The following is a 19273-nucleotide window of genomic DNA, read 5'->3' on the forward strand; positions in this document are numbered from 1 at the left end:
CTTGAGGGTCGCCTGACATGGAGCGTCTGATACGCTTTTTTGCCGCATTGACCCGCTGGGGCCTCGGCCTGTGTGCCTTGCTGCTGGTACTGGCGGCGGTCTACGTCAGCCTGGGCCGTGAATTGACGCCCCTGGTGGCCGAATACCGTGGCGAAATCGAAGCCAAGGCCCGTGCCGCCGTTGATATGCCCTTGAGCATCGGCAGCCTGGAAGGGCGCTGGAGCGGCTTTGCGCCGGTATTGTTCGCCCATGACGTGATGGTTGGCGAAGGCAGCAGTGCCTTGCGCCTGGATCAGGTGCAAGTGGTACCCGACCTCTGGGCCAGCCTGTTGGCGCGGGAAGTGCGCATCGCCAACCTGGAAGTCAGCGGCCTGCAGGTCAGCGTGAAAGAGGACAAGGACGGCCACTGGGCACTGCAAGGCTTGCCGATGCAGGACGGTCAGCCTCTGGAACCAGAGCAACTGCTCAAACGTATGCAGGTGGTAGCGCAAGTGTCACTGCTCGACAGCCAGGTGACCTTGCAGCCCTTCGATCAGGCGCCGTTGACCCTGACTTACGTTGGTGTGAGCCTGAAAACTGGCGCTACGCGACAACGCTTGGAAGCCCGTTTGACGTTACCGGACGGTCAGCCTCTGGCGCTAAGTTTGCGTACCCGAATCCGGGCCAGCCAATGGAAGGACGGTGAAGTCCAGGCTTACTTGAGTTTGCCGCAAAGTGATTGGGCTCGCTGGATTCCGGCCAAACTGACCCAGCAATGGAAACTCAGTGAGTTGAAGGCAGGTGGCGAGTTCTGGCTGACCTGGAACAAGGGCACCATACAAAGCGCAGTCGCGCGCCTCAATGCTCCGCAACTAAAGGGTCGTTACGCCGAGCGCAAGCCCGCCCATATTGAGAACCTTGCGCTCACAGCTTACCTGCAGCGTAGTGACAGTGGCCTCAAGGTGGTCTTCGATTCGCTGGCGATGAACCTGGGGGACACCCGCTGGGAAACCCGCCTGAAATTGCAGCAGACATTGGCCTCTGGCAGCGCCCAGGAAGTCTGGAACCTGCAGGCAGATCGCCTGGACCTTACGCCTATTACCCCTTTGCTCAATGCCCTGGTACCGTTACCGGAGGGTGTGGCCGCAGCGGTCGAACACCTGAAGGCTACCGGGATGCTGCGCAATGTCCTGGCAGATTATCGACCCCAGGACACCACTGATCAGCAGGTCAGTTTTGCCGCCAACCTTGATCGAGTCGGTTTCGATGCCTATTTCGGCGCGCCGGCTGCCCGCAACGTCACCGGTAGCATCAGCGGCGATTTGGGGAAGGGCGAGTTACGCATGGACAGCAAGGACTTTTCCCTGCACCTGTTTCCGATTTTTGCCAAGCCCTGGCAGTACATTCAGGCCAACGCTCGCCTGACCTGGACGCTGGATAAAGACGGCTTCACCCTGATTGCGCCGTACATCAAGGTGCTGGGGGAAGAAGGCAAGGTTGCCGCCGACTTCCTGATTCGCCTGCGTTTCGACCACAGCCAGGAAGACTATATGGACCTGCGGGTCGGCATGGTCGATGGCGACGGGCGTTTCACACCCAAGTACTTGCCAGCTGTGTTGAGTCCGGCCCTGGATGAATGGCTGCGTACGGCGATTCTCAAGGGCGCGGTGGACGAAGGTTTCTTCCAGTATCAAGGCTCGCTGGACCACGATGCCTTGGCCGCCTCGCGCAATATCAGTTTGTTCTTCAAGGTGCACGACGCCGAACTGGCGTTCCAGCCGGGCTGGCCCCATGTCGGCAAGGTTGCTGGTGAAGTGTTTGTCGAGGAGACCGGTGTTCGCATCCTGGCCAGCAAGGGCCAGTTGCTCGACACCAAGGTCAAGGATATCTACGTCAATATTCCCCATGCCCCCAGCGGCCAGGACAGTCATCTGCTGCTCACCGGCGGGTTTGCCGGTGGCTTGGGCGATGGCCTGAAAATCCTCCAGGAAGCGCCAATCGGCACGGCTTCGACTTTTGCTGGCTGGAAAGGCGACGGTGACCTGCAGGGCAAGCTGGACCTGGATATTCCCCTGGCCAAGGGTGCAGAGCCGAAAATCGTAGTGGACTTCAAAACTGACAAGGCGCGCCTGCAGCTGGCCGAGCCAGTCCTGGATCTGAGCCAGCTCAAGGGGGATTTCCGCTTTGACAGCGCCAAGGGTTTGAGCGGCCAGAACATCACTGCTCAAGCCTTCGACCGGCCGATCACTGCGCAAATTTTTGCCGATGGCAAGCCGGGGAACATCAGCACCCGGGTAACAGCCAAGGGACAGGTGACGGTGAAGAGGCTCGCCGACTGGCTGAAGGTCAGTCAGCCGCTGCCGGTTTCCGGTGATATCCCTTATCAACTGCAACTCAACCTGGACGGTGCTGACAGTCAACTGATGGTCAGCTCCAATCTCAAGGGGGTGGCGGTGGAATTGCCGGCCCCGTTCGGCATGCCCGCCAGCCAGGGCCGTGACAGTGCGTTCCGCATGACTTTGCAGGGGGCGGAGCGTCGTTACTGGTTTGATTATGGCGAGCTGGCGAACTTTACCTTTGCCGCGCCGGCCGACAAGTTTGTCGAAGGTCGTGGCGAATTGTTCCTTGGCGATGGTGATGCGCTGTTGCCCGGCGGCAAAGGGTTGCGCATTCGGGGAGTGTTGTCGGAGCTGGATATCGACCCCTGGAAAAAACTGGTGGACCGCTACGCCGGCAATGATCCAGGCGGCAGCGCCAAGCAGTTGTTGAACGGGGCAGACTTCAAGATCGGCAAGTTGACCGGTTTTGGCACCCAGTTCGATCAGGTCAATTTGCAGTTGGACCGCAACCCAGCCACCTGGGCCATGCGGTTCGACAGCCAGCAAGCCAAAGGCACCGTGGGTCTGCCGGATGCCAAGGGTGCGCCGATTGCGATTAATCTGCAGTACGTGCGCTTGCCTGCGGTCGATCCCTCAGTGCAGGCCGATGAAAACGCACCAGATCCGCTGGCGGACGTTGATCCCAAGAACATCCCGGCGCTGGATATCGCCATCGATCAGTTGTTCCAGGGCCCGGATTTGATTGGTGCCTGGTCGTTGAAGATTCGCCCGACCGCCAAAGGCATGGCGTTCAACAGCCTGGACCTTGGCCTCAAGGGCATGCAGCTCAAAGGTGCCGGTGGTTGGGAAGGCGCGGCTGGCGCCAGCAGCAGTTGGTACAAGGGCCGGCTGGACGGCAAGAACATTGCCGATGTACTCAAGGGTTGGGGCTTTGCGCCGACCGTGACCAGCGAGGATTTCCATCTGGACGTCGATGGCCGCTGGCCAGGCTCACCCGCCTGGGTCGGCCCCAAGCGTTTCTCCGGCAGCCTGGACGCGAGCTTTCGCAAAGGCCAGTTCGTTGAAGTGGAGGGCGGCGCGCAGGCGCTGCGGGTGTTTGGTCTGTTGAACTTCAACTCGATTGGCCGGCGTTTGCGCCTGGACTTCTCGGACTTGCTCGGCAAGGGCCTGAGCTACGACCGGGTCAAAGGTTTGTTGGCCGCCAGTGACGGTGTTTTTGTCACCCGTGAGCCGATCATCCTGACCGGCCCTTCAAGCAACCTGGAGCTCAACGGCACCCTGGACCTGGTGTCGGATCGCGTCGCTGCCAAGCTGCTGGTGACCTTGCCGGTGACCAACAACCTGCCGATTGCCGCATTGATCGTCGGCGCGCCGGCCATTGGCGGCGCGCTGTTCCTGATCGACAAGCTGATTGGTGATCGGGTCTCACGTTTTGCCAGTGTGCAATACAAGGTCGAAGGCCCTTGGAAGGACCCGAAAATCAGCTTCGACAAGCCATTTGAAAAACCAAACTGAGTACCCGTGGAGTAGCATGGCCCCATGCTTTTTATGGAGTGTCGGTCCATGTCCCTTGCGGTAATTCAAATGGTCAGCCAGAGCGACATACTGGTCAACCTGGCCCAGGCCCGGCGTCTGCTGGAGCAGGCGGCGGCTGGCGGTGCACGGCTCGCGGTGTTGCCGGAGAACTTTGCCGCCATGGGCCGTCGCGATGTCGCCGATATCGGCCGCGCCGAAGCCTTGGGCGAAGGTCCTATCCTGCCATGGTTGAAACAGGCCGCCCGTGACCTCACCTTATGGATAGTGGCTGGCACTTTACCGTTGCCGCCGCTGGATCAGCCGGGCGCCAAGTCCAATGCCTGCTCGTTGCTGATCGATGATCACGGCGAGATCATAGCCCGCTATGACAAGCTGCACCTGTTCGATGTTGACGTGGCGGATGCCCGTGGACGTTATCGCGAATCCGATGACTATGCTTACGGTGGCCAGGTGGTGGTGGCGGATACGCCAGTGGGGCGCCTGGGATTGACGGTTTGCTATGACTTGCGTTTCCCGGAGCTGTACAGCGAATTGCGTGCAGCGGGCGCTGAGTTGATTACTGCACCGTCGGCATTTACTGCGGTGACCGGTGCGGCACACTGGGATGTGCTGATTCGCGCCCGAGCCATTGAAACCCAGTGCTACCTGCTGGCGGCGGCGCAGGGCGGCGTGCATCCAGGACCACGGGAAACCTTTGGCCACGCAGCAATTATCGACCCATGGGGGCGAGTGCTGACGCAACAAAATCAAGGCGAAGCGGTGTTGTTGGCCGAACGCGATAGCAGTGAACAGGCGTCGATACGGGCGCGCATGCCGGTGGCGGGCCACCGACGCTTTTTCTCGCAGGGCGCGCAGCGACCTGCTTCAGAACGATGAATTTAAGGCCAAACCTATGAGCGAGTTGTTGTCCTCAGTCAGTGAACACCTCCTGGCGCCCGGTGGCGTGACCATCGAAAGCTTGCAAACCGTGCTGGGCGACCTGGCAGGTCCTGGTATCGATGCCGCCGACCTGTATTTCCAGGGCCAGATCTCCGAGTCCTGGGCCCTGGAAGATGGCATCGTCAAGGACGGCAGCTTCAGCCTCGACCAAGGTGTGGGCGTGCGTGCGCAATCGGGCGAGAAAACCGGGTTTGCCTACAGCAACGCTATCACCCTTGAAGCCCTCGGCCTTGCCGCCCGCGCCGCGCGTTCGATCTCCCGCGCCGGCCAGAACGGGACCGTTCAGGCATTCAGCACCCAGGACGTGACGCAACTGTATGGCCCGGATAACCCGCTGGAAGTGATCAGCCGCGCAGAAAAGGTTGAGTTGCTCAAGCGTGTAGATGCCGCGACCCGTGCCCTGGACCCGCGTATCCAGCAAGTGACCGTGAGCATGGCCGGTGTCTGGGAACGGATTCTGGTGGCTTCCACCGACGGCAGCTTGGCGGCGGATGTGCGGCCGCTGGTGCGTTTCAACGTCAGTGTGATCGTCGAGCAGAGCGGTCGTCGCGAGCGCGGCGGACATGGCGGCGGCGGGCGTACGGATTATCGTTATTTTCTCACTGAAGACCGCGCCATGGGCTATGCCCGTGAAGCGCTGCGTCAGGCGCTGGTCAATCTGGAAGCTATTCCGGCACCCGCCGGCACCTTGCCGGTGGTACTGGGTTCCGGCTGGTCGGGAGTGTTGCTTCACGAAGCGGTGGGCCACGGCCTGGAAGGTGACTTCAACCGCAAGGGCAGTTCGGCCTACAGCGGGCGTATGGGCGAGATGGTTGCGTCCAAGCTTTGCACTATCGTCGATGACGGCACACTAGCCGGGCGTCGCGGTTCGCTGAGCATCGACGACGAAGGCACGCCTACCCAATGCACCACGTTGATCGAAAACGGTGTGCTCAAGGGCTATATGCAAGACAAGCTCAATGCCCGCCTGATGGGCGTGGCCCGCACCGGCAACGGCCGTCGCGAGTCCTACGCGCACTTGCCAATGCCGCGCATGACCAATACCTACATGCTCGCTGGCGAAAGCGACCCGGCGGAAATCATCGCTTCGGTGAAGCGCGGTATTTACTGCGCTAACCTCGGCGGCGGTCAGGTGGACATCACCAGCGGCAAGTTTGTGTTCTCCACCAGCGAGGCGTACTTGATCGAAAACGGCAAGATCACCGTGCCGGTCAAGGGTGCAACGTTGATTGGTAACGGTCCGGAAGCCATGAGCAAGGTGTCGATGGTCGGTAATGACTTGGCGCTGGACAGCGGGGTAGGGACGTGCGGCAAGGATGGGCAGTCGGTGCCGGTGGGTGTTGGCCAGCCAACCCTGAAGATTGATGCGATCACCGTGGGTGGCACGGGGTCGTAAGAAGGGAGCTTCGGGTGGCGAAGGCCGCCACCCGGGGAAGAGGATCAGCGCAGGCCGCGTTGAGTCTCGTCCAGCTCACGGATGTACTTGAAGATTTTACGGCCGGAAGCCGGTGGCTTGCTTTGCGCCAATTCGTGCTGGGCCTGACGGATCAGGGAGCGCAGTTGCTGACGGTCCGCATCGGGATACTCGATGACGAACTTCTCCAGGACACCGTCATCGCCTGCGATCAGGCGATCACGCCAGCGTTCCAGGTTGTGGAAGCGTTCGTTGTACTGGCGAGTGGAGTTATCCAGTTGATCGAGCAAGCTCAGAATGGCGTCAGTGTCCTGGTCGCGCATCAGTTTGCCGATGAACATAAGGTGCCGTTTACGCGCGATATTCGCGGTGTGCTTGGGCGCATCGGTCAAAGCCCGGCGCAGAGCGTCGGTCAATGGCAGTTTTGCCAGCAAGTCAGGCTTGAGTGTTGTAAGGCGCTCGCCGAGGCCAACCAGAGCATGCAGCTCACGTTTGACCTGGGTTTTGCTTTTCTCCCCATCGAGGGAGTCGTCGTAAGAATCAACCATGGTGGCAGTCCGCAAAGAAACGCCGCCATGATAACCAGTCGGGGGCCGCTTGTCCGGCCCGGTCGCTCGAAGGCCTTAACCGAAAGCAGAATTTGAGTGGAGAAAACCATGAGTGCAGCCCAAAGCGTCGGTCCACAAGCATTACCGGCACTGCAGGAACAAGTCGAGCAGATCATTGCCGAGGCCAAGCGCCAGGGCGCCAGTGCCTGTGAAGTGGCGGTGTCCCTGGAGCAGGGGCTGTCGACGTCGGTGCGTCAGCGGGAAGTGGAAACCGTTGAATTCAATCGCGACCAAGGGTTTGGCATCACCTTGTATGTGGGCCAGCGCAAAGGCTCGGCCAGTACATCCGCCAGCGGCCCGGAGGCGATTCGCGAAACCGTTGCGGCTGCCCTGGCCATCGCCAAACACACTTCGGAAGACGAAGCCTCGGGCCTGGCCGATGCTGCCTTGATGGCTCGGGACCTGAAAGATTTCGATCTGTTTCACGCCTGGGACATCACCCCGGAGCAGGCCATTGAGCAGGCGTTGACCTGCGAAGCGGCGGCGTTTGATACCGACAGCCGGATCAAGAACGCCGACGGTACTACCTTGAGTACCCACCAAGGCTGCCGTGTGTATGGCAATAGTCATGGTTTTATCGGTGGTTATGCGTCCACGCGCCACAGTCTTAGCTGCGTGATGATCGCAGAAGCCGATGGTCAGATGCAGCGCGACTACTGGTACGACGTGAACCGTCGGGGCGAGTTGCTGGCTGATCCGGCAAGCATCGGCCAGCGTGCAGCACAGCGGGCCGCGAGTCGTCTGGGCGCACGTCCGGTGCCGACTTGCGAAGTGCCGGTGCTGTTTTCCGCAGAATTGGCTGGCGGTTTGTTCGGCAGCTTTCTGGGGGCGATTTCCGGTGGCAACTTGTATCGCAAGTCGTCGTTTCTTGAAGGCGCGATTGGCCAGAAGCTGTTCCCGGAATGGTTGACCCTGGATGAGCGTCCTCATTTGATGGGCGCCATGGGCAGTTCAGCGTTCGATGGCGATGGCCTGGCCACCTATGCCAAGCCATTCGTCGAGAAAGGTGAGTTGGTCTCCTACGTGTTGGGTACTTACGGCGGGCGCAAGCTTGGCCTGCCAAGCACGGCCAACTCCGGAGGAGTTCACAATCTGTTTGTGACCCATGGCGACGAAGACCAGGCTGCGCTGTTGCGGCGCATGGGACGTGGACTGTTGGTCACTGAATTGATGGGCCATGGTTTGAATATGGTCACCGGCGATTACTCCCGTGGCGCGGCGGGTTTCTGGGTAGAAAACGGCGAAATTCAATTCGCCGTCCAGGAAGTGACCATTGCCGGCAATATGCGCGACATGTTCAAGCAGATTGTCGCGGTGGGAAATGATCTGGAACTGCGCAGCAACATTCGCACGGGCTCGGTGTTGATCGAGCGGATGACGGTCGCCGGCAGCTAAGCCTGCGACGCTTGAAAAAAGCGCGCCCCCATTGGGAGGCGCGCTTTTTTTGTGCCTGCAATACGGAAGGATTAGACGCTGCGCTTGTTTTGATTCTCAATATCATTTAATAATAAATATCATTACCGAATGAGCGTGGATCATGATTTCTGTCCTGCATGAGGATCCCTACCTGGAAAGCTGGCGCTGGATGAGTCGTCAGATTCGTTGCGGTCTCGATCCTGATGAGCCGCGCCTGATCGAACACTATCTGAACGAAGGCCGATACCTGGTCTGTTGTACGGCGACTCATCCCTGGACCATTGCTGAAACCTCATTGCGCCTGCTGCTGGACACCGCCGCCGACATCGCCTTGCCCTGGCACTGGCGATCCATGTGCCTGGATCAGGCCTGGCGCCCGCTGCGTGACCTGGAAAACCTTTCTCACTGTGCCTGCCGCCTCAAGCGCTGGCAGACCTTTGCCTGGCAATTGGCGACCTGCGAGTTGCTGCCGTCTATTTCTCACTCCGACTTGGTGCAAGGATCTTCCGATGAGTAACACCCGTATCGAACGTGACAGCATGGGCGAACTGCAAGTCCCGGCCGAGGCGTTGTATGGCGCGCAAACCCAGCGTGCGGTAAACAACTTCCCTATCAGCCACCAACGCATGCCTGCGCAGTTTATTCGCGCGCTCATCCTGGCCAAGGCCGCTGCCGCCAGGGCCAACGTTGATCTCAAGCAGATAAGCGAAGCCCAAGGCAAGGCCATCGTCGATGCTGCCCTTGGCTTGCTCGAGGGTGACTTCATGCAGCACTTCCCGGTGGATATTTTTCAGACCGGCTCCGGCACCAGCTCCAATATGAATGCCAACGAAGTGATCGCGACCCTTGCCAGCCGCCTGCTCGGCGAGCCGGTCAATCCCAATGATCACGTCAACTGTGGGCAAAGCAGCAACGACATCATCCCCACTACCATTCACGTCAGCGCAGCCCTGGTGTTGCATGAACAAACGCTGCCGGCGCTGCTGCACCTGGTGCAAGTGATCGAGCACAAGGCCCAGGAGGTCCATCCCTTCGTCAAGACCGGCCGTACCCACCTGATGGACGCCATGCCGGTGCGCATGAGCCAGGTGCTCAATGGTTGGGCGCAGCAGCTCAAGGCGAATGTCGGCCACTTACAGGATTTGCTGCCGAGTTTGCAGGCACTGGCCCAAGGCGGCACCGCAGTGGGCACCGGAATCAACGCGCACCCTGAGTTTGCTGCACGCTTCAGCCAGCAACTTAGCCGTTTGACCGAAGTTCAGTTCACTCCCGGCAAGAACTTGTTTGCCTTGATTGGCTCCCAAGACACCGCCGTCGCCGTCTCCGGACAACTGAAAACCACCGCCGTGTCGCTGATGAAGATCGCCAACGACCTGCGCTGGATGAACTCCGGCCCCTTGGCCGGCCTCGGCGAAATCGAGCTGGAAGGCCTGCAGCCAGGCTCCTCGATTATGCCGGGCAAGGTCAACCCGGTGATCCCTGAGGCCACGGCAATGGTTGCCGCCCAAGTGATCGGTAACGACATGGTTATTACGGTCGCCGGCCAGTCCGGCAATTTCGAACTGAACGTGATGTTGCCGATCATCGCCCAGAACCTGCTCAGCAGCCTTGAGCTGTTGGCCAACGCCAGCCGTCTGCTAGCGGACAAGGCCATCGCCAGCTTCAAGGTCAACGAGGCCAAGCTCAAGGAAGCGCTGTCGCGCAACCCGATTCTGGTCACGGCACTCAACCCGATCATTGGTTACCAAAAAGCCGCTGAAATTGCCAAGAAGGCCTATCAACAAGGCCGGCCGGTGATTGACGTGGCGCTCGAACACACCGATTTGCCTCGCAGCCAACTGGAAATCCTCTTGGATCCGGAAAAGCTCACGGCCGGCGGCGTGTAATTACCGACTCTGCTTTGGAGGCTCTCCATGGAGCACTGGAAACGCACGATCGAAAGGGCTAATCACTGCTTTATGCAAGGCGAACTGGTGGATGCTCGCGAGCATTACCTGCAAGCCCTGGCCTTGGCCCAAGTGTTGTTCGAGCGCTGGGGCGATGCCGACGAAGCGGTGGCGGCTTGTGTCATTTCCCATCACAACCTGGCGGATCTGCACCTGCGCCTGAACCAGCCGGAGGAGAGCGCGGAGTACCTCTGCGCGATCCATCAGCGCCTGTTGCAGGCCATGCAGGACACTCGCCTGACCCCGCAGTTGCGGGAAGCGGCGCTACGTCAGAGCAGCAAAACCTACGTCGAACTGTTGAATTTCATCAGCGATCACGGCGAGTACCCACGTACCCATCGTTTGCTGGGCAGCAATACGGCGCAACCGGATGCGTCGACCCGCAACAGCCCTTTTTATGGAGCACATTGATATGTCCTACACCTTGCCTGCCTTGCCTTACGCCTACGATGCCCTGGAACCGCATATCGATGCGCAAACCATGGAGATTCACTACACCAAACACCACCAGACCTACATCAATAATCTCAATGCCGCAGTTGAGGGCACTGAGTGGGCGGGCTGGCCAGTGGAAAAACTGGTCTCCAGCGTCCAGCAATTGCCGGAAAAGTTGCGTGCTGCCGTGATCAATCAGGGCGGGGGACATGCTAACCACTCGCTGTTCTGGGCGGTGATGTCGCCCAAGGGCGGCGGTAAGCCAGGCGGCGCGCTGGGCAAGGCCATCGATGAGCAGTTGGGTGGTTTTGACAGTTTCAAGGAGGCGTTTACCAAGGCTGCGTTGACCCGTTTCGGCAGTGGCTGGGCCTGGTTGAGCGTGACTCCGCAAAAGACCCTGGTAGTGGAAAGCAGCGGCAACCAGGACAGCCCGCTGATGAATGGCAATACGCCGATCCTCGGCCTGGACGTTTGGGAGCACGCTTACTACTTGCTGTACCAAAACCGCCGTCCCGAATATATCAACGCCTTCTATAGTGTTATCAACTGGCCGGAAGTTTCTGAGCGTTACCAGGCTGCGCTTGCTTAACGCTCTTTTCATAACAGGATCTAGATCTAAGGCCGACTATGGGCACTGAAACACTGGCGATCAGCAGCGTGCGAATGTTCCGTTATGCGTTTGGCTCGCTGTTGCTGTTGGCGGGAATTGCATTGCTGGTGGCTCAAGGGCTGGCCTGGCTGGATCTGGAACCGCGTATCCTGCGCGCCCTGCAAGGCGGGGCCATCTGTGCCCTGGGCACGGCGCTGGGCGCGGTGCCGGTATTGGTGATCCGTCGGATGCCGCTGGCGGTGAGTGATACGTTGCTGGGTTTCGGCGCCGGCGTGATGTTGGCCGCGACGGCGTTCTCGCTGATCGTGCCCGGCATCGCTGCTGCCGAAAACCTCGGGCTGACACCTTGGGCCGCCAGTGGTCTGATCAGCTTTGGCATCATGCTGGGCGCTTTCGGGCTGTTTCTGGTGGATCGCAAGGTTTCCGGTACCAGCGCGGAAACGCTGGTGGGCACGCCGGAAAAACCGGTAATCGCGCCGCGTATCTGGCTGTTCGTATTCGCCATCATCGCCCATAACATTCCCGAAGGCATGGCGGTGGGGGTTTCGGCAGGTGGCGGCATGCCAGACGCCGACAGCCTGGCCATGGGCATCGCCCTGCAGGACGTACCGGAAGGGCTGGTGATTGCACTGGTGCTGGCCGGGGCAGGGATGTCGCGGGTCAAGGCGTTCCTGATTGGTGCGGCATCCGGGTTGGTAGAGCCGGTATTCGCGGTGCTCTGCGCTTGGCTGGTGAGCCTGGCTGAGGTGCTATTGCCGTTGGGCTTGGCGCTGGCCGCGGGGGCGATGCTATTGGTGGTGACTCACGAAGTGATTCCCGAATCGCGGCGCAATGGCCATGACAAGCTCGCCAGTTTGGGGCTGTGTATTGGGTTTTGTTTGATGATGGTGATGGATACAGCGTTGGGGTGAAGTGAGGATCTGTGGCGAGGGAGCTTGCCCCCTCGTCAGTGGGGCTTACTCGCCCTCGTCAAAGTAGTTATTGATCAACTTCACCAGCGCATCCAGAGCTTCTTGCTCCTGCTCGCCTTGCGTCTTCAGATGAATCATGGTGCCTTTGCCCGCAGCCAGCATCATCATCGCCATGATGCTTTTGCCGTCGACCGTGGATTCCGGGGTACGCCCGACCCTGATCTGGCAGGGAAACTGCCCCGCGACGCCGACGAACTTGGCCGAGGCCCGGGCGTGTAAGCCCAGTTTGTTGATGATTTCAATTTCCAGAGCGGGCATCGCGGGGGTGTTCCTTTCAGCTAAGGTCGCGGTGGCGAACCTGGACGTTCTTGAGGGTTTGCTGCAAAACCTGGCCGAGGCGCTCGGTCAGATACACAGAGCGGTGGTGCCCGCCGGTGCAGCCAATGGCGATGGTGACATAGGCTCGGTTGCTGGCGGCAAAGCGCGGCAGCCATTTGAGCAGGTAGCTGGAAATGTCCTGGAACATATCCTCGACATCCGGTTGCGCCGCCAGATACTCGGCTACGGGTTGGTCGAGTCCCGACTGATCACGTAGTTCCGGCTTCCAGTACGGGTTGGGCAGGCAGCGCACGTCGAACACCAGGTCGGCGTCCACTGGCATGCCCCGCTTGAAGCCAAAAGACTCCACTAGGAACGCCGTGCCAGGTTCTGGCTGGTTCAACAGGCGCAACTTGATGGTATCGCGCAGTTGATACAGGTTCAGGCTGGTGGTGTTGATCTTCAGGTCGGCCAGGTCAATGATCGGCCCCAGCAGCTTGGTTTCGTCTTCGATGGCTTCTGCCAGCGAGCGGTTGGCGCTGCTCAGAGGGTGACGACGACGAGTTTCTGAAAAACGCTTGAGCAGGGTTTCTTCGTCTGCATCCAGGTACAACACGTCGCAATGAATGTGTTTGCCGCGCACCTCCTCAAGCAATTCCGGGAATCGCGTTAGGTGGCTGGGCAGGTTGCGGGCGTCGATGGATACAGCGACCAGCGGCTGTGCCAGTTCGGTGTGGATCAACGCGCGCTCAGCCAGTTCAGGCAGCAAACCGGCCGGCAGGTTGTCGATGCAATAGAAGCCATTGTCCTCAAGCACATTGAGGGCAGTACTTTTACCTGAGCCGGAGCGGCCGCTGACGATGATCAAACGCATGATTACTGCCCGTTCTGCTCTTCCAGGACGACCTGATACAACGCTTCATTACTGGAGGCGCTACGCAGTTTTTCGCGTACTTCTTTGCGGTCGAGCATGCTGGCGATCTGCCGGAGCAGTTCCAGGTGCGCATCGGTGGCCGCTTCCGGGACCAGCAGAACGAACAGCAGGTCTACCGGGGCGCCGTCGATGGCGTCGAAATCGATAGGAGCGTCCAGGTGCAGCAAGGCGCTGACTGGAGACTCGCAACCTTTAAGGCGGCAATGGGGGATGGCGATGCCGTTACCAAAACCGGTCGAACCCAGTTTTTCACGGGCAATCAGAGCCTCAAAGACATCTTGCGTCTTCAGATTAGGCACTTCGCGGCCGATCAGATTGGCAATTTGTTCGAGGGCGCGCTTTTTACTGCCGCCCGGCACGTTCATGAGGGAACGGCCGGGGGTCAGGATATTTTCGAGTCGGATCATGGGTTGGGAGTGTTAACGACCGGTTGCGCCCTGGAGGAGGCTCTGGGTCTTTTCCTTATGCTTTTTGAGTTGGCGATCCAGCTTGTCAGTCAGCAGGTCAATGGCGGCATACATGTCTGAATGCTCGGCATTGGCGACGACTTCCCCGCCGGGGATATGCAGGGTGGCTTCGATTTTCTGCAGCAGCTTCTCGACGGTCATCGTGACTTGCACGTTGGTTATCTTGTCGAAATGCCGTTCCAATCGGTCGAGTTTTTCGCCGATGTAGGTGCGCAGGGGGTCGGTAACTTCCAGTTGGTGTCCACTGATGTTGACTTGCATACAGCTTCTCCTTCGTTGCCAGTGCATAAAGCGGCAGGCAGAAATGCCTGCCACTGGAACGCTGTGGCTAGCCCGTCACATCAAACGCTTACGCTCGCTGGAAGGCGCGATCCCAAGGGACTCGCGGTACTTGGCGACGGTTCGACGGGCTACCTGAATGCCTTGTGCCTCCAGTAAACCAGCGATCTTGCTGTCACTCAACGGCTTTTTCTGATTTTCCGCGGCAACCAGTTTTTTGATGATCGCGCGGATCGCCGTGGACGAGCATTCGCCGCCTTCGGAAGTACTTACATGACTGGAGAAAAAGTATTTCAGCTCATAAATACCCCGTGGGGTATGCATAAACTTCTGCGTGGTCACCCGGGAAATCGTCGATTCATGCATGCCTACTGCCTCGGCAATGTCATGCAGGACCAGCGGTTTCATCGCTTCATCGCCATATTCCAGGAAGCCGCGCTGGTGCTCGACGATCTGGGTGGCGACTTTCATCAGGGTTTCATTACGGCTTTGCAGGCTCTTGATGAACCAGCGGGCTTCCTGTAATTGGTTGCGCATGAAGGTGTTATCGGCGCTGGTGTCGGCCCGACGGACAAAACCTGCGTATTGCGGGTTGACCCGCAGGCGTGGCACCGATTCCTGGTTCAGCTCCACCAGCCAGCGCTCGTTGTCCTTGCGCACGATCACATCGGGAACGACGTATTCGGCTTCGCCGGACTCGATTTGCGAGCCAGGGCGAGGGTTGAGGCTTTGCACCAGCTCGATGATCTGGCGCAGGTCATCTTCCTTGAGCTTCATGCGCCGCATCAGCTGGCTGTAGTCGCGGCTGCCCAGCAGGTCTATGTAGTCGGTGACCAGGCGTTGTGCCTCGGTCAGCCACGGCGTCTTGGTGGGCAACTGACGCAGTTGCAGCAGCAGGCATTCGCTGAGGGTGCGGGCACCGATACCGGCCGGTTCGAACTGCTGGATGCGGTGCAGGACGGCTTCGATTTCGTCCAGTTCGATATCCAGTTCCGGGTCGAAGGCCTCAAGGATTTCCTCAAGTGTCTCGTCCAGGTAGCCCTGATTGTTGATGCAGTCGATCAGGGTCACGGCGATCAGTCGATCGGTGTCGGACATCGGCGCCAAGTTCAGTTGCCACAGCAAGTGGCTCTGCAGGCTCTCGCCGACGGAGGTGCGGGTGGTGAAGTCCCACTCGTCATCGTCATTGCTGGGCAGGCTGCTGGTGCTGGTCTGGTAGACGTCTTCCCAGGCGGTGTCCACCGGCAGTTCATTGGGAATGCGCTCATTCCACTCGCCTTCCTCAAGGTTATCCACCGTAGGGGCGGTTTCCTGGTAGGACGGTTCCTGGACATCGGCGTTGGGTTTTTGCTCGGTGTTGTCGGTCGGCAGGTCGGCATTATCGAAGTCGTCGCCTTCTTCCTGGCGTTCGAGCATCGGATTGGACTCCAGGGCCTCCTGGATTTCCTGTTGCAGGTCCAGGGTCGACAATTGGAGCAGGCGGATGGCCTGTTGCAGCTGCGGTGTCATCGTCAGCTGCTGGCCCATTCTCAGAACTAGCGATGGTTTCATGGCAGGGGCTTAACACCTTATTCGCCGGCGCAATGCGCCATCCACGACAGGGCGCGTGAGCGCCAAACATAAGCAAATTATATGCCTGATATCGGGGGGTTTGCCTAGAGCGCGGTAACAATAAAAATATTGAGGTTTTTATTGACGCTCGCGCTCCTTGGCGAATGGCCAGGTATCACAGTACTTACAGGCGGAATTCGTGGCCCAGGTAAACTTCCTTGACCAGTTCGTTGGCCAGGATAGTTGCCGAGTCACCTTCGGCAATCAGTTGCCCGTCGTTGACGATATAGGCGGTTTCGCAGATATCGAGGGTTTCGCGCACGTTGTGGTCGGTGATCAATACACCGATCCCTTTGGCCTTGAGGTGGTGGATGATCTGCTTGATGTCGCCGACCGAGATCGGGTCGACACCGGCGAAGGGTTCGTCCAGCAGGATGAACTTCGGCGCAGTGGCCAGGGCGCGGGCGATTTCCACACGACGACGTTCGCCACCGGACAGGCTCATGCCAAGGTTGTCGCGAATGTGGTTGATGTGGAATTCCTGCAGCAGGCTTTCCAGCTCTTTCTTGCGTGCGGCGCGGTCGAGTTCCTTGCGGGTTTCGAGGATCGCCATGATGTTATCGGCTACCGACAGTTTGCGGAAGATCGACGCCTCCTGGGGGAGATAGCCGATACCAGCCTGGGCACGGCCGTGCATGGGCTGGTGGCTGACGTCTAGGTCGTCGATCAGTACGCGACCCTGATCCGCCTGGACCAGCCCGACAATCATGTAGAAACAGGTGGTCTTGCCGGCACCGTTGGGGCCAAGCAGGCCGACGATCTGGCCGCTGTCGATCGATAGGCTGACATCACGCACGACCTGACGGCCTTTATAGGCCTTGGCCAGATGCTGGGCTTTCAGGGTTGCCATTACTCGGCCTTCTTCTTCGGCTGGATAACCATGTCGATGCGTGGACGTGGCGTAGTGACCTTGCTGCCATTGGCGCGACCAGCTTGAGCGATCTGGGTCTTGGTGTCGTAGATGATTTTCTCGCCTTCGGTAGAGTTGCCGTCGCTGCTCAGAACCTTGGCGCGGTCGATCAATACGATGCGATTTTGTTGGGCGTGATATTGGATTGTCACGCCGTAGCCCTTGATGGGGGCGGGGTCCGTAGCTTTCTGTTGTTGCTCGAAATAGGCCAGGTTGCCCACCGAAGTCACTACGTCTATCTCACCAGCAGGGTTGCGGGTCAGCGTCACGGTGTTGCCGGTGATTTTCATCGAGCCTTGAGTGATGATCACATCACCCTTGTAGGTTGCGACACCTTGCTTGTCATCCAACTGAGCGTCGTCAGCCTGAATGTGGATTGGCTGTTCGCTATCGTTCGGCAGAGCCCAGGCGCTCACGCTTCCCAGTGCTGCGCCCAGACCGAGCAAAATAGGGAGGGTTTTAACGAGCCTCATACTGTCCTCTTACGTTCGATAGCAGGTGTATCCTGCTTTCTTTCAAATACGCTTTCATTCCCTTGCCAGTCGATACACCGCCAGCGCCGTCGATTCTAACGTCTTGCTCGGTCTGCGCATATTGCTTCTGAGGGAATACGGTCATGCGACTGCTGGTAATAATGGTCTCGCGGTCCTTGGCGTCGGTGCGAGCTACGCGCACCGAGTCGATCAGTTCGACTTCGGTACCGTCAGGATTGACTTCGCCGCGCTTGCTGGTGACGTGCCAGGGGAATTCGGTGCCGCGATACAGGTTCAGGTCCGGGTTGGTCAACAATGTGACCTCGGTGGCCTTCAGGTGTTCGACCTTGTCCGAGGTCATCTCGTACTGCACCTTGCCATCGGGCAGGAACTGCACGCTGTGGGCGTTGATGGCGTAATAGTCGATAGCGCCCTCGTCGACCTGCGCTGCAGGCTGGTCGAGGAAGCGCTCCGGGCTGATATTCCAGTAGCCGACCGCCAGGAACAGCGCGGTGATGGCTGCGAATACCAGGAGATTTCGAATCTTTTTGCTCAGCATAGATAGCTCTATAGGTAGGCGGCGTGGGCCGCTTCAAGGCTGCCCTGGGCGCGCAGGATCAACTCGCAGAACTCGCGTGCGGCGCCTTCGCCACCGCGGGCCTGGGTGACGCCATGGGCATGCTCGCGAACAAATGCTGCGGCATTGGCCACCGCCATGCCCAGGCCGACCCGACGAATCACCGGCAGGTCAGGCAAGTCGTCGCCCAAGTAGGCAACCTGCTCATAGCTTAGGTTGAGTTGGCCAAGAAGTTCGTCCAAGACCACCAGTTTATCCTCACGGCCTTGATAGAGGTGAGGAATACCCAGGTTTTGTGCGCGGCGTTCCACAACGGGCGTCTTGCGACCACTAATAATGGCTGTTTGCACGCCTGCTGCCATCAGCATCTTGATGCCCTGGCCGTCGAGGGTGTTGAACGTCTTGAATTCGCTGCCGTCTTCGAGGAAATAAAGGCGGCCATCGGTCAGCACGCCGTCGACGTCGAAAATTGCCAGCTTGATGGCTTTGCCCCGTTGCAAAAGGTCGGTGCTCATTTACATCACTCCTGCGCGCAGCAAATCATGCATGTTCAAGGCGCCAACCGGGTGATCGTCGCCATCGACCACCACCAGGGCGCCAATCTTGTGGTCTTCCATGATCTTCAGGGCTTCGGCTGCGAGCATTTCGGCGCGGGCGGTCTTGCCATGAGGAGTCATTACCTCGTCGATGGTCGCGGTGTGGATATCAATGGTGCGGTCCAGGGTGCGGCGCAGGTCGCCGTCGGTGAAAATCCCGGCCAGGCGTCCATCGACTTCCAGGATGACGGTCATGCCCAGGCCCTTGCGGGTCATTTCCATCAGCGCGTCCTTGAGCAAGGTACCGCGCGGCACATTTGGCAACTCGTCGCCGGCGTGCATGACGTTTTCCACTTTCAGCAGCAGGCGACGGCCCAGCGCACCACCTGGATGGGAAAATGCGAAGTCTTCGGCGGTAAAGCCGCGCGCTTCCAACAGTGCCACGGCCAGTGCATCACCCATGACCAGGGCGGCGGTGGTGGACGACGTCGGCGCCAGGTTCAGCGGGCAGGCTTCGTGGGTGACGTGTACGTTCAGGTTTACCTCGGCAGCCTTGGCTAGCGTCGAATCCGGGTTGCCGGTAACGCTGATCAGCTTGATACCCAGGCGCTTGATCAGCGGCAGCAAGGTGACGATTTCGTTGGTGGTGCCGGAATTGGACAGGGCCAGGATGATGTCGTCCCGGGTGATCATGCCCATGTCGCCATGGCTGGCTTCGGCCGGGTGCACGAAAAATGAGGTGGTCCCGGTACTCGCCAGGGTCGCGGCGATCTTGTTGCCGACGTGGCCTGACTTGCCCATGCCAACCACGACAACGCGGCCTTTGCTGGCCAGAATCATCTCGCAGGCGCGTACGAAATCTGCGTCGATATGGGTCAGCAAGCCTTCTACGGCTTCCAGTTCGAGACGGATGGTGCGTTGTGCGGATTGAATAAGGTCGCTGGATTGGCTCATGTCTGAAATCGTATAGCCTGACGAAAAGTCGGCGATTATAGCGGGAATGCGCAATTCCCTCACGCAAGTTCGTTAGGCTTT

20 protein-coding genes are annotated in these 19273 nt (G+C 59.3%); 9 read left to right on the top strand and 11 right to left on the bottom strand.

Annotated elements, in window-relative coordinates:
* Window positions 1-17 precede the first annotated feature (17 nt).
* Genes FQ182_RS03435 through tldD form a run of 3 tightly spaced genes read left to right on the top strand, consistent with a single transcriptional unit; the run spans window position 18 to window position 6189 of the window.
* Complete coding sequence (locus FQ182_RS03435) at window positions 18-3833, top strand: YhdP family protein (RefSeq protein ID WP_149410875.1); 3816 nt, start codon at window positions 18-20, stop codon at window positions 3831-3833.
* 48 nt (window positions 3834-3881) lie between these two features.
* The gene (locus FQ182_RS03440) at window positions 3882-4730 is read left to right on the top strand and encodes a carbon-nitrogen hydrolase family protein (RefSeq protein WP_149410876.1); all 849 of its coding nucleotides are present in this window, start codon (window positions 3882-3884) and stop codon (window positions 4728-4730) included.
* 16 nt (window positions 4731-4746) lie between these two features.
* Window positions 4747-6189 (top strand): metalloprotease TldD, encoded by a 1443-nt coding sequence (tldD, locus tag FQ182_RS03445; protein ID WP_149410877.1) that lies wholly within the window; start codon window positions 4747-4749, stop codon window positions 6187-6189.
* Between the two features lie 44 nt (window positions 6190-6233).
* On the opposite strand, the gene yjgA is transcribed toward tldD, so the two are convergent.
* Window positions 6234-6755, bottom strand: coding sequence for a ribosome biogenesis factor YjgA (gene yjgA / locus FQ182_RS03450; protein WP_149410878.1), 522 nt, complete (start codon window positions 6753-6755; stop codon window positions 6234-6236).
* 108 nt (window positions 6756-6863) lie between these two features.
* On the opposite strand from yjgA, the gene pmbA reads away from it, so the two are divergent.
* From pmbA to FQ182_RS03480, 6 genes are all read left to right on the top strand, one after another.
* On the top strand, window positions 6864-8210 hold the full coding sequence (gene pmbA, locus FQ182_RS03455) for a metalloprotease PmbA (protein WP_149410879.1): 1347 nt from the start codon (window positions 6864-6866) through the stop codon (window positions 8208-8210).
* Between the two features lie 142 nt (window positions 8211-8352).
* On the top strand, window positions 8353-8748 hold the full coding sequence (locus FQ182_RS03460) for a FagA protein (RefSeq protein ID WP_149410880.1): 396 nt from the start codon (window positions 8353-8355) through the stop codon (window positions 8746-8748).
* On the top strand, window positions 8741-10117 hold the full coding sequence (locus FQ182_RS03465) for an aspartate ammonia-lyase (RefSeq protein ID WP_149410881.1): 1377 nt from the start codon (window positions 8741-8743) through the stop codon (window positions 10115-10117). The genes FQ182_RS03460 and FQ182_RS03465 overlap by 8 nt, the downstream gene beginning before the upstream one ends.
* Before the next feature lie 27 nt (window positions 10118-10144).
* Window positions 10145-10588 carry a hypothetical protein gene (locus FQ182_RS03470; RefSeq protein ID WP_149410882.1) on the top strand — a complete coding sequence of 148 codons (444 nt, stop codon included), beginning with the start codon at window positions 10145-10147 and terminating at the stop codon, window positions 10586-10588.
* A gap of 1 nt (window position 10589) precedes the next feature.
* Window positions 10590-11201 carry a superoxide dismutase gene (locus FQ182_RS03475; RefSeq protein WP_149410883.1) on the top strand — a complete coding sequence of 204 codons (612 nt, stop codon included), beginning with the start codon at window positions 10590-10592 and terminating at the stop codon, window positions 11199-11201.
* 38 nt (window positions 11202-11239) lie between these two features.
* Entirely contained in the window at window positions 11240-12133 is an 894-nt protein-coding gene (locus FQ182_RS03480) for a ZIP family metal transporter (RefSeq protein ID WP_149410884.1), read from the top strand.
* A gap of 45 nt (window positions 12134-12178) precedes the next feature.
* Here the strand turns inward: FQ182_RS03480 and FQ182_RS03485 are convergent, their stop codons facing one another.
* The 10 genes from FQ182_RS03485 to FQ182_RS03530 all read right to left on the bottom strand — a co-directional run bounded on the left by FQ182_RS03485 (window position 12179) and on the right by FQ182_RS03530 (window position 19192).
* Complete coding sequence (locus tag FQ182_RS03485) at window positions 12179-12451, bottom strand: HPr family phosphocarrier protein (RefSeq protein ID WP_133099878.1); 273 nt, start codon at window positions 12449-12451, stop codon at window positions 12179-12181.
* Window positions 12452-12467: 16 nt separating this feature from the next.
* The gene (rapZ, locus tag FQ182_RS03490) at window positions 12468-13325 is read right to left on the bottom strand and encodes an RNase adapter RapZ (protein ID WP_149410885.1); all 858 of its coding nucleotides are present in this window, start codon (window positions 13323-13325) and stop codon (window positions 12468-12470) included.
* A 2-nt stretch (window positions 13326-13327) separates the two neighbouring features.
* The gene (gene ptsN, locus FQ182_RS03495) at window positions 13328-13792 is read right to left on the bottom strand and encodes a PTS IIA-like nitrogen regulatory protein PtsN (RefSeq protein WP_149410886.1); all 465 of its coding nucleotides are present in this window, start codon (window positions 13790-13792) and stop codon (window positions 13328-13330) included.
* Between the two features lie 12 nt (window positions 13793-13804).
* Window positions 13805-14113: a ribosome hibernation-promoting factor, HPF/YfiA family gene (hpf, locus tag FQ182_RS03500; RefSeq protein WP_133099875.1), complete on the bottom strand. Its 309-nt coding sequence runs from the start codon at window positions 14111-14113 to the stop codon at window positions 13805-13807.
* Window positions 14114-14188: 75 nt separating this feature from the next.
* Window positions 14189-15682, bottom strand: coding sequence for an RNA polymerase factor sigma-54 (locus tag FQ182_RS03505; protein ID WP_149410887.1), 1494 nt, complete (start codon window positions 15680-15682; stop codon window positions 14189-14191).
* A gap of 184 nt (window positions 15683-15866) precedes the next feature.
* A complete protein-coding gene (gene lptB / locus FQ182_RS03510) occupies window positions 15867-16592 on the bottom strand; it encodes an LPS export ABC transporter ATP-binding protein (RefSeq protein WP_149410888.1) in 726 nt (241 codons plus the stop codon).
* Window positions 16592-17125 (bottom strand): lipopolysaccharide transport periplasmic protein LptA, encoded by a 534-nt coding sequence (gene lptA, locus FQ182_RS03515; RefSeq protein ID WP_133099872.1) that lies wholly within the window; start codon window positions 17123-17125, stop codon window positions 16592-16594. Before lptA ends, lptB begins: the two co-directional genes overlap by 1 nt.
* On the bottom strand, window positions 17112-17684 hold the full coding sequence (gene lptC / locus FQ182_RS03520) for an LPS export ABC transporter periplasmic protein LptC (protein ID WP_149410889.1): 573 nt from the start codon (window positions 17682-17684) through the stop codon (window positions 17112-17114). Before lptC ends, lptA begins: the two co-directional genes overlap by 14 nt.
* An 8-nt stretch (window positions 17685-17692) precedes the next feature.
* The gene (locus tag FQ182_RS03525; protein WP_149410890.1) at window positions 17693-18217 is read right to left on the bottom strand and encodes an HAD family hydrolase; all 525 of its coding nucleotides are present in this window, start codon (window positions 18215-18217) and stop codon (window positions 17693-17695) included.
* Entirely contained in the window at window positions 18218-19192 is a 975-nt protein-coding gene (locus tag FQ182_RS03530) for a KpsF/GutQ family sugar-phosphate isomerase (protein ID WP_149410891.1), read from the bottom strand.
* Window positions 19193-19273: the final 81 nt, after the last annotated feature.

Source organism: Pseudomonas sp. ANT_H4 (genome assembly GCF_008369295.1).
Classification (GTDB): domain Bacteria; phylum Pseudomonadota; class Gammaproteobacteria; order Pseudomonadales; family Pseudomonadaceae; genus Aquipseudomonas.

What these genes read in the sequence shown, in the direction of transcription:
- FQ182_RS03435 (WP_149410875.1), top strand. Translation starts at nt 18, where the DNA reads ATGGAGCGTCTGATACGCTTTTTTGCCGCATTGACCCGCTGGGGCCTC.
- FQ182_RS03440 (WP_149410876.1), top strand. Translation starts at nt 3,882, where the DNA reads ATGTCCCTTGCGGTAATTCAAATGGTCAGCCAGAGCGACATACTGGTC.
- tldD (WP_149410877.1), top strand. Translation starts at nt 4,747, where the DNA reads ATGAGCGAGTTGTTGTCCTCAGTCAGTGAACACCTCCTGGCGCCCGGT.
- yjgA (WP_149410878.1), bottom strand. Translation starts at nt 6,755, where the DNA reads ATGGTTGATTCTTACGACGACTCCCTCGATGGGGAGAAAAGCAAAACC.
- pmbA (WP_149410879.1), top strand. Translation starts at nt 6,864, where the DNA reads ATGAGTGCAGCCCAAAGCGTCGGTCCACAAGCATTACCGGCACTGCAG.
- FQ182_RS03460 (WP_149410880.1), top strand. Translation starts at nt 8,353, where the DNA reads ATGATTTCTGTCCTGCATGAGGATCCCTACCTGGAAAGCTGGCGCTGG.
- FQ182_RS03465 (WP_149410881.1), top strand. Translation starts at nt 8,741, where the DNA reads ATGAGTAACACCCGTATCGAACGTGACAGCATGGGCGAACTGCAAGTC.
- FQ182_RS03470 (WP_149410882.1), top strand. Translation starts at nt 10,145, where the DNA reads ATGGAGCACTGGAAACGCACGATCGAAAGGGCTAATCACTGCTTTATG.
- FQ182_RS03475 (WP_149410883.1), top strand. Translation starts at nt 10,590, where the DNA reads ATGTCCTACACCTTGCCTGCCTTGCCTTACGCCTACGATGCCCTGGAA.
- FQ182_RS03480 (WP_149410884.1), top strand. Translation starts at nt 11,240, where the DNA reads ATGGGCACTGAAACACTGGCGATCAGCAGCGTGCGAATGTTCCGTTAT.
- FQ182_RS03485 (WP_133099878.1), bottom strand. Translation starts at nt 12,451, where the DNA reads ATGCCCGCTCTGGAAATTGAAATCATCAACAAACTGGGCTTACACGCC.
- rapZ (WP_149410885.1), bottom strand. Translation starts at nt 13,325, where the DNA reads ATGCGTTTGATCATCGTCAGCGGCCGCTCCGGCTCAGGTAAAAGTACT.
- ptsN (WP_149410886.1), bottom strand. Translation starts at nt 13,792, where the DNA reads ATGATCCGACTCGAAAATATCCTGACCCCCGGCCGTTCCCTCATGAAC.
- hpf (WP_133099875.1), bottom strand. Translation starts at nt 14,113, where the DNA reads ATGCAAGTCAACATCAGTGGACACCAACTGGAAGTTACCGACCCCCTG.
- FQ182_RS03505 (WP_149410887.1), bottom strand. Translation starts at nt 15,682, where the DNA reads ATGAAACCATCGCTAGTTCTGAGAATGGGCCAGCAGCTGACGATGACA.
- lptB (WP_149410888.1), bottom strand. Translation starts at nt 16,592, where the DNA reads ATGGCAACCCTGAAAGCCCAGCATCTGGCCAAGGCCTATAAAGGCCGT.
- lptA (WP_133099872.1), bottom strand. Translation starts at nt 17,125, where the DNA reads ATGAGGCTCGTTAAAACCCTCCCTATTTTGCTCGGTCTGGGCGCAGCA.
- lptC (WP_149410889.1), bottom strand. Translation starts at nt 17,684, where the DNA reads ATGCTGAGCAAAAAGATTCGAAATCTCCTGGTATTCGCAGCCATCACC.
- FQ182_RS03525 (WP_149410890.1), bottom strand. Translation starts at nt 18,217, where the DNA reads ATGAGCACCGACCTTTTGCAACGGGGCAAAGCCATCAAGCTGGCAATT.
- FQ182_RS03530 (WP_149410891.1), bottom strand. Translation starts at nt 19,192, where the DNA reads ATGAGCCAATCCAGCGACCTTATTCAATCCGCACAACGCACCATCCGT.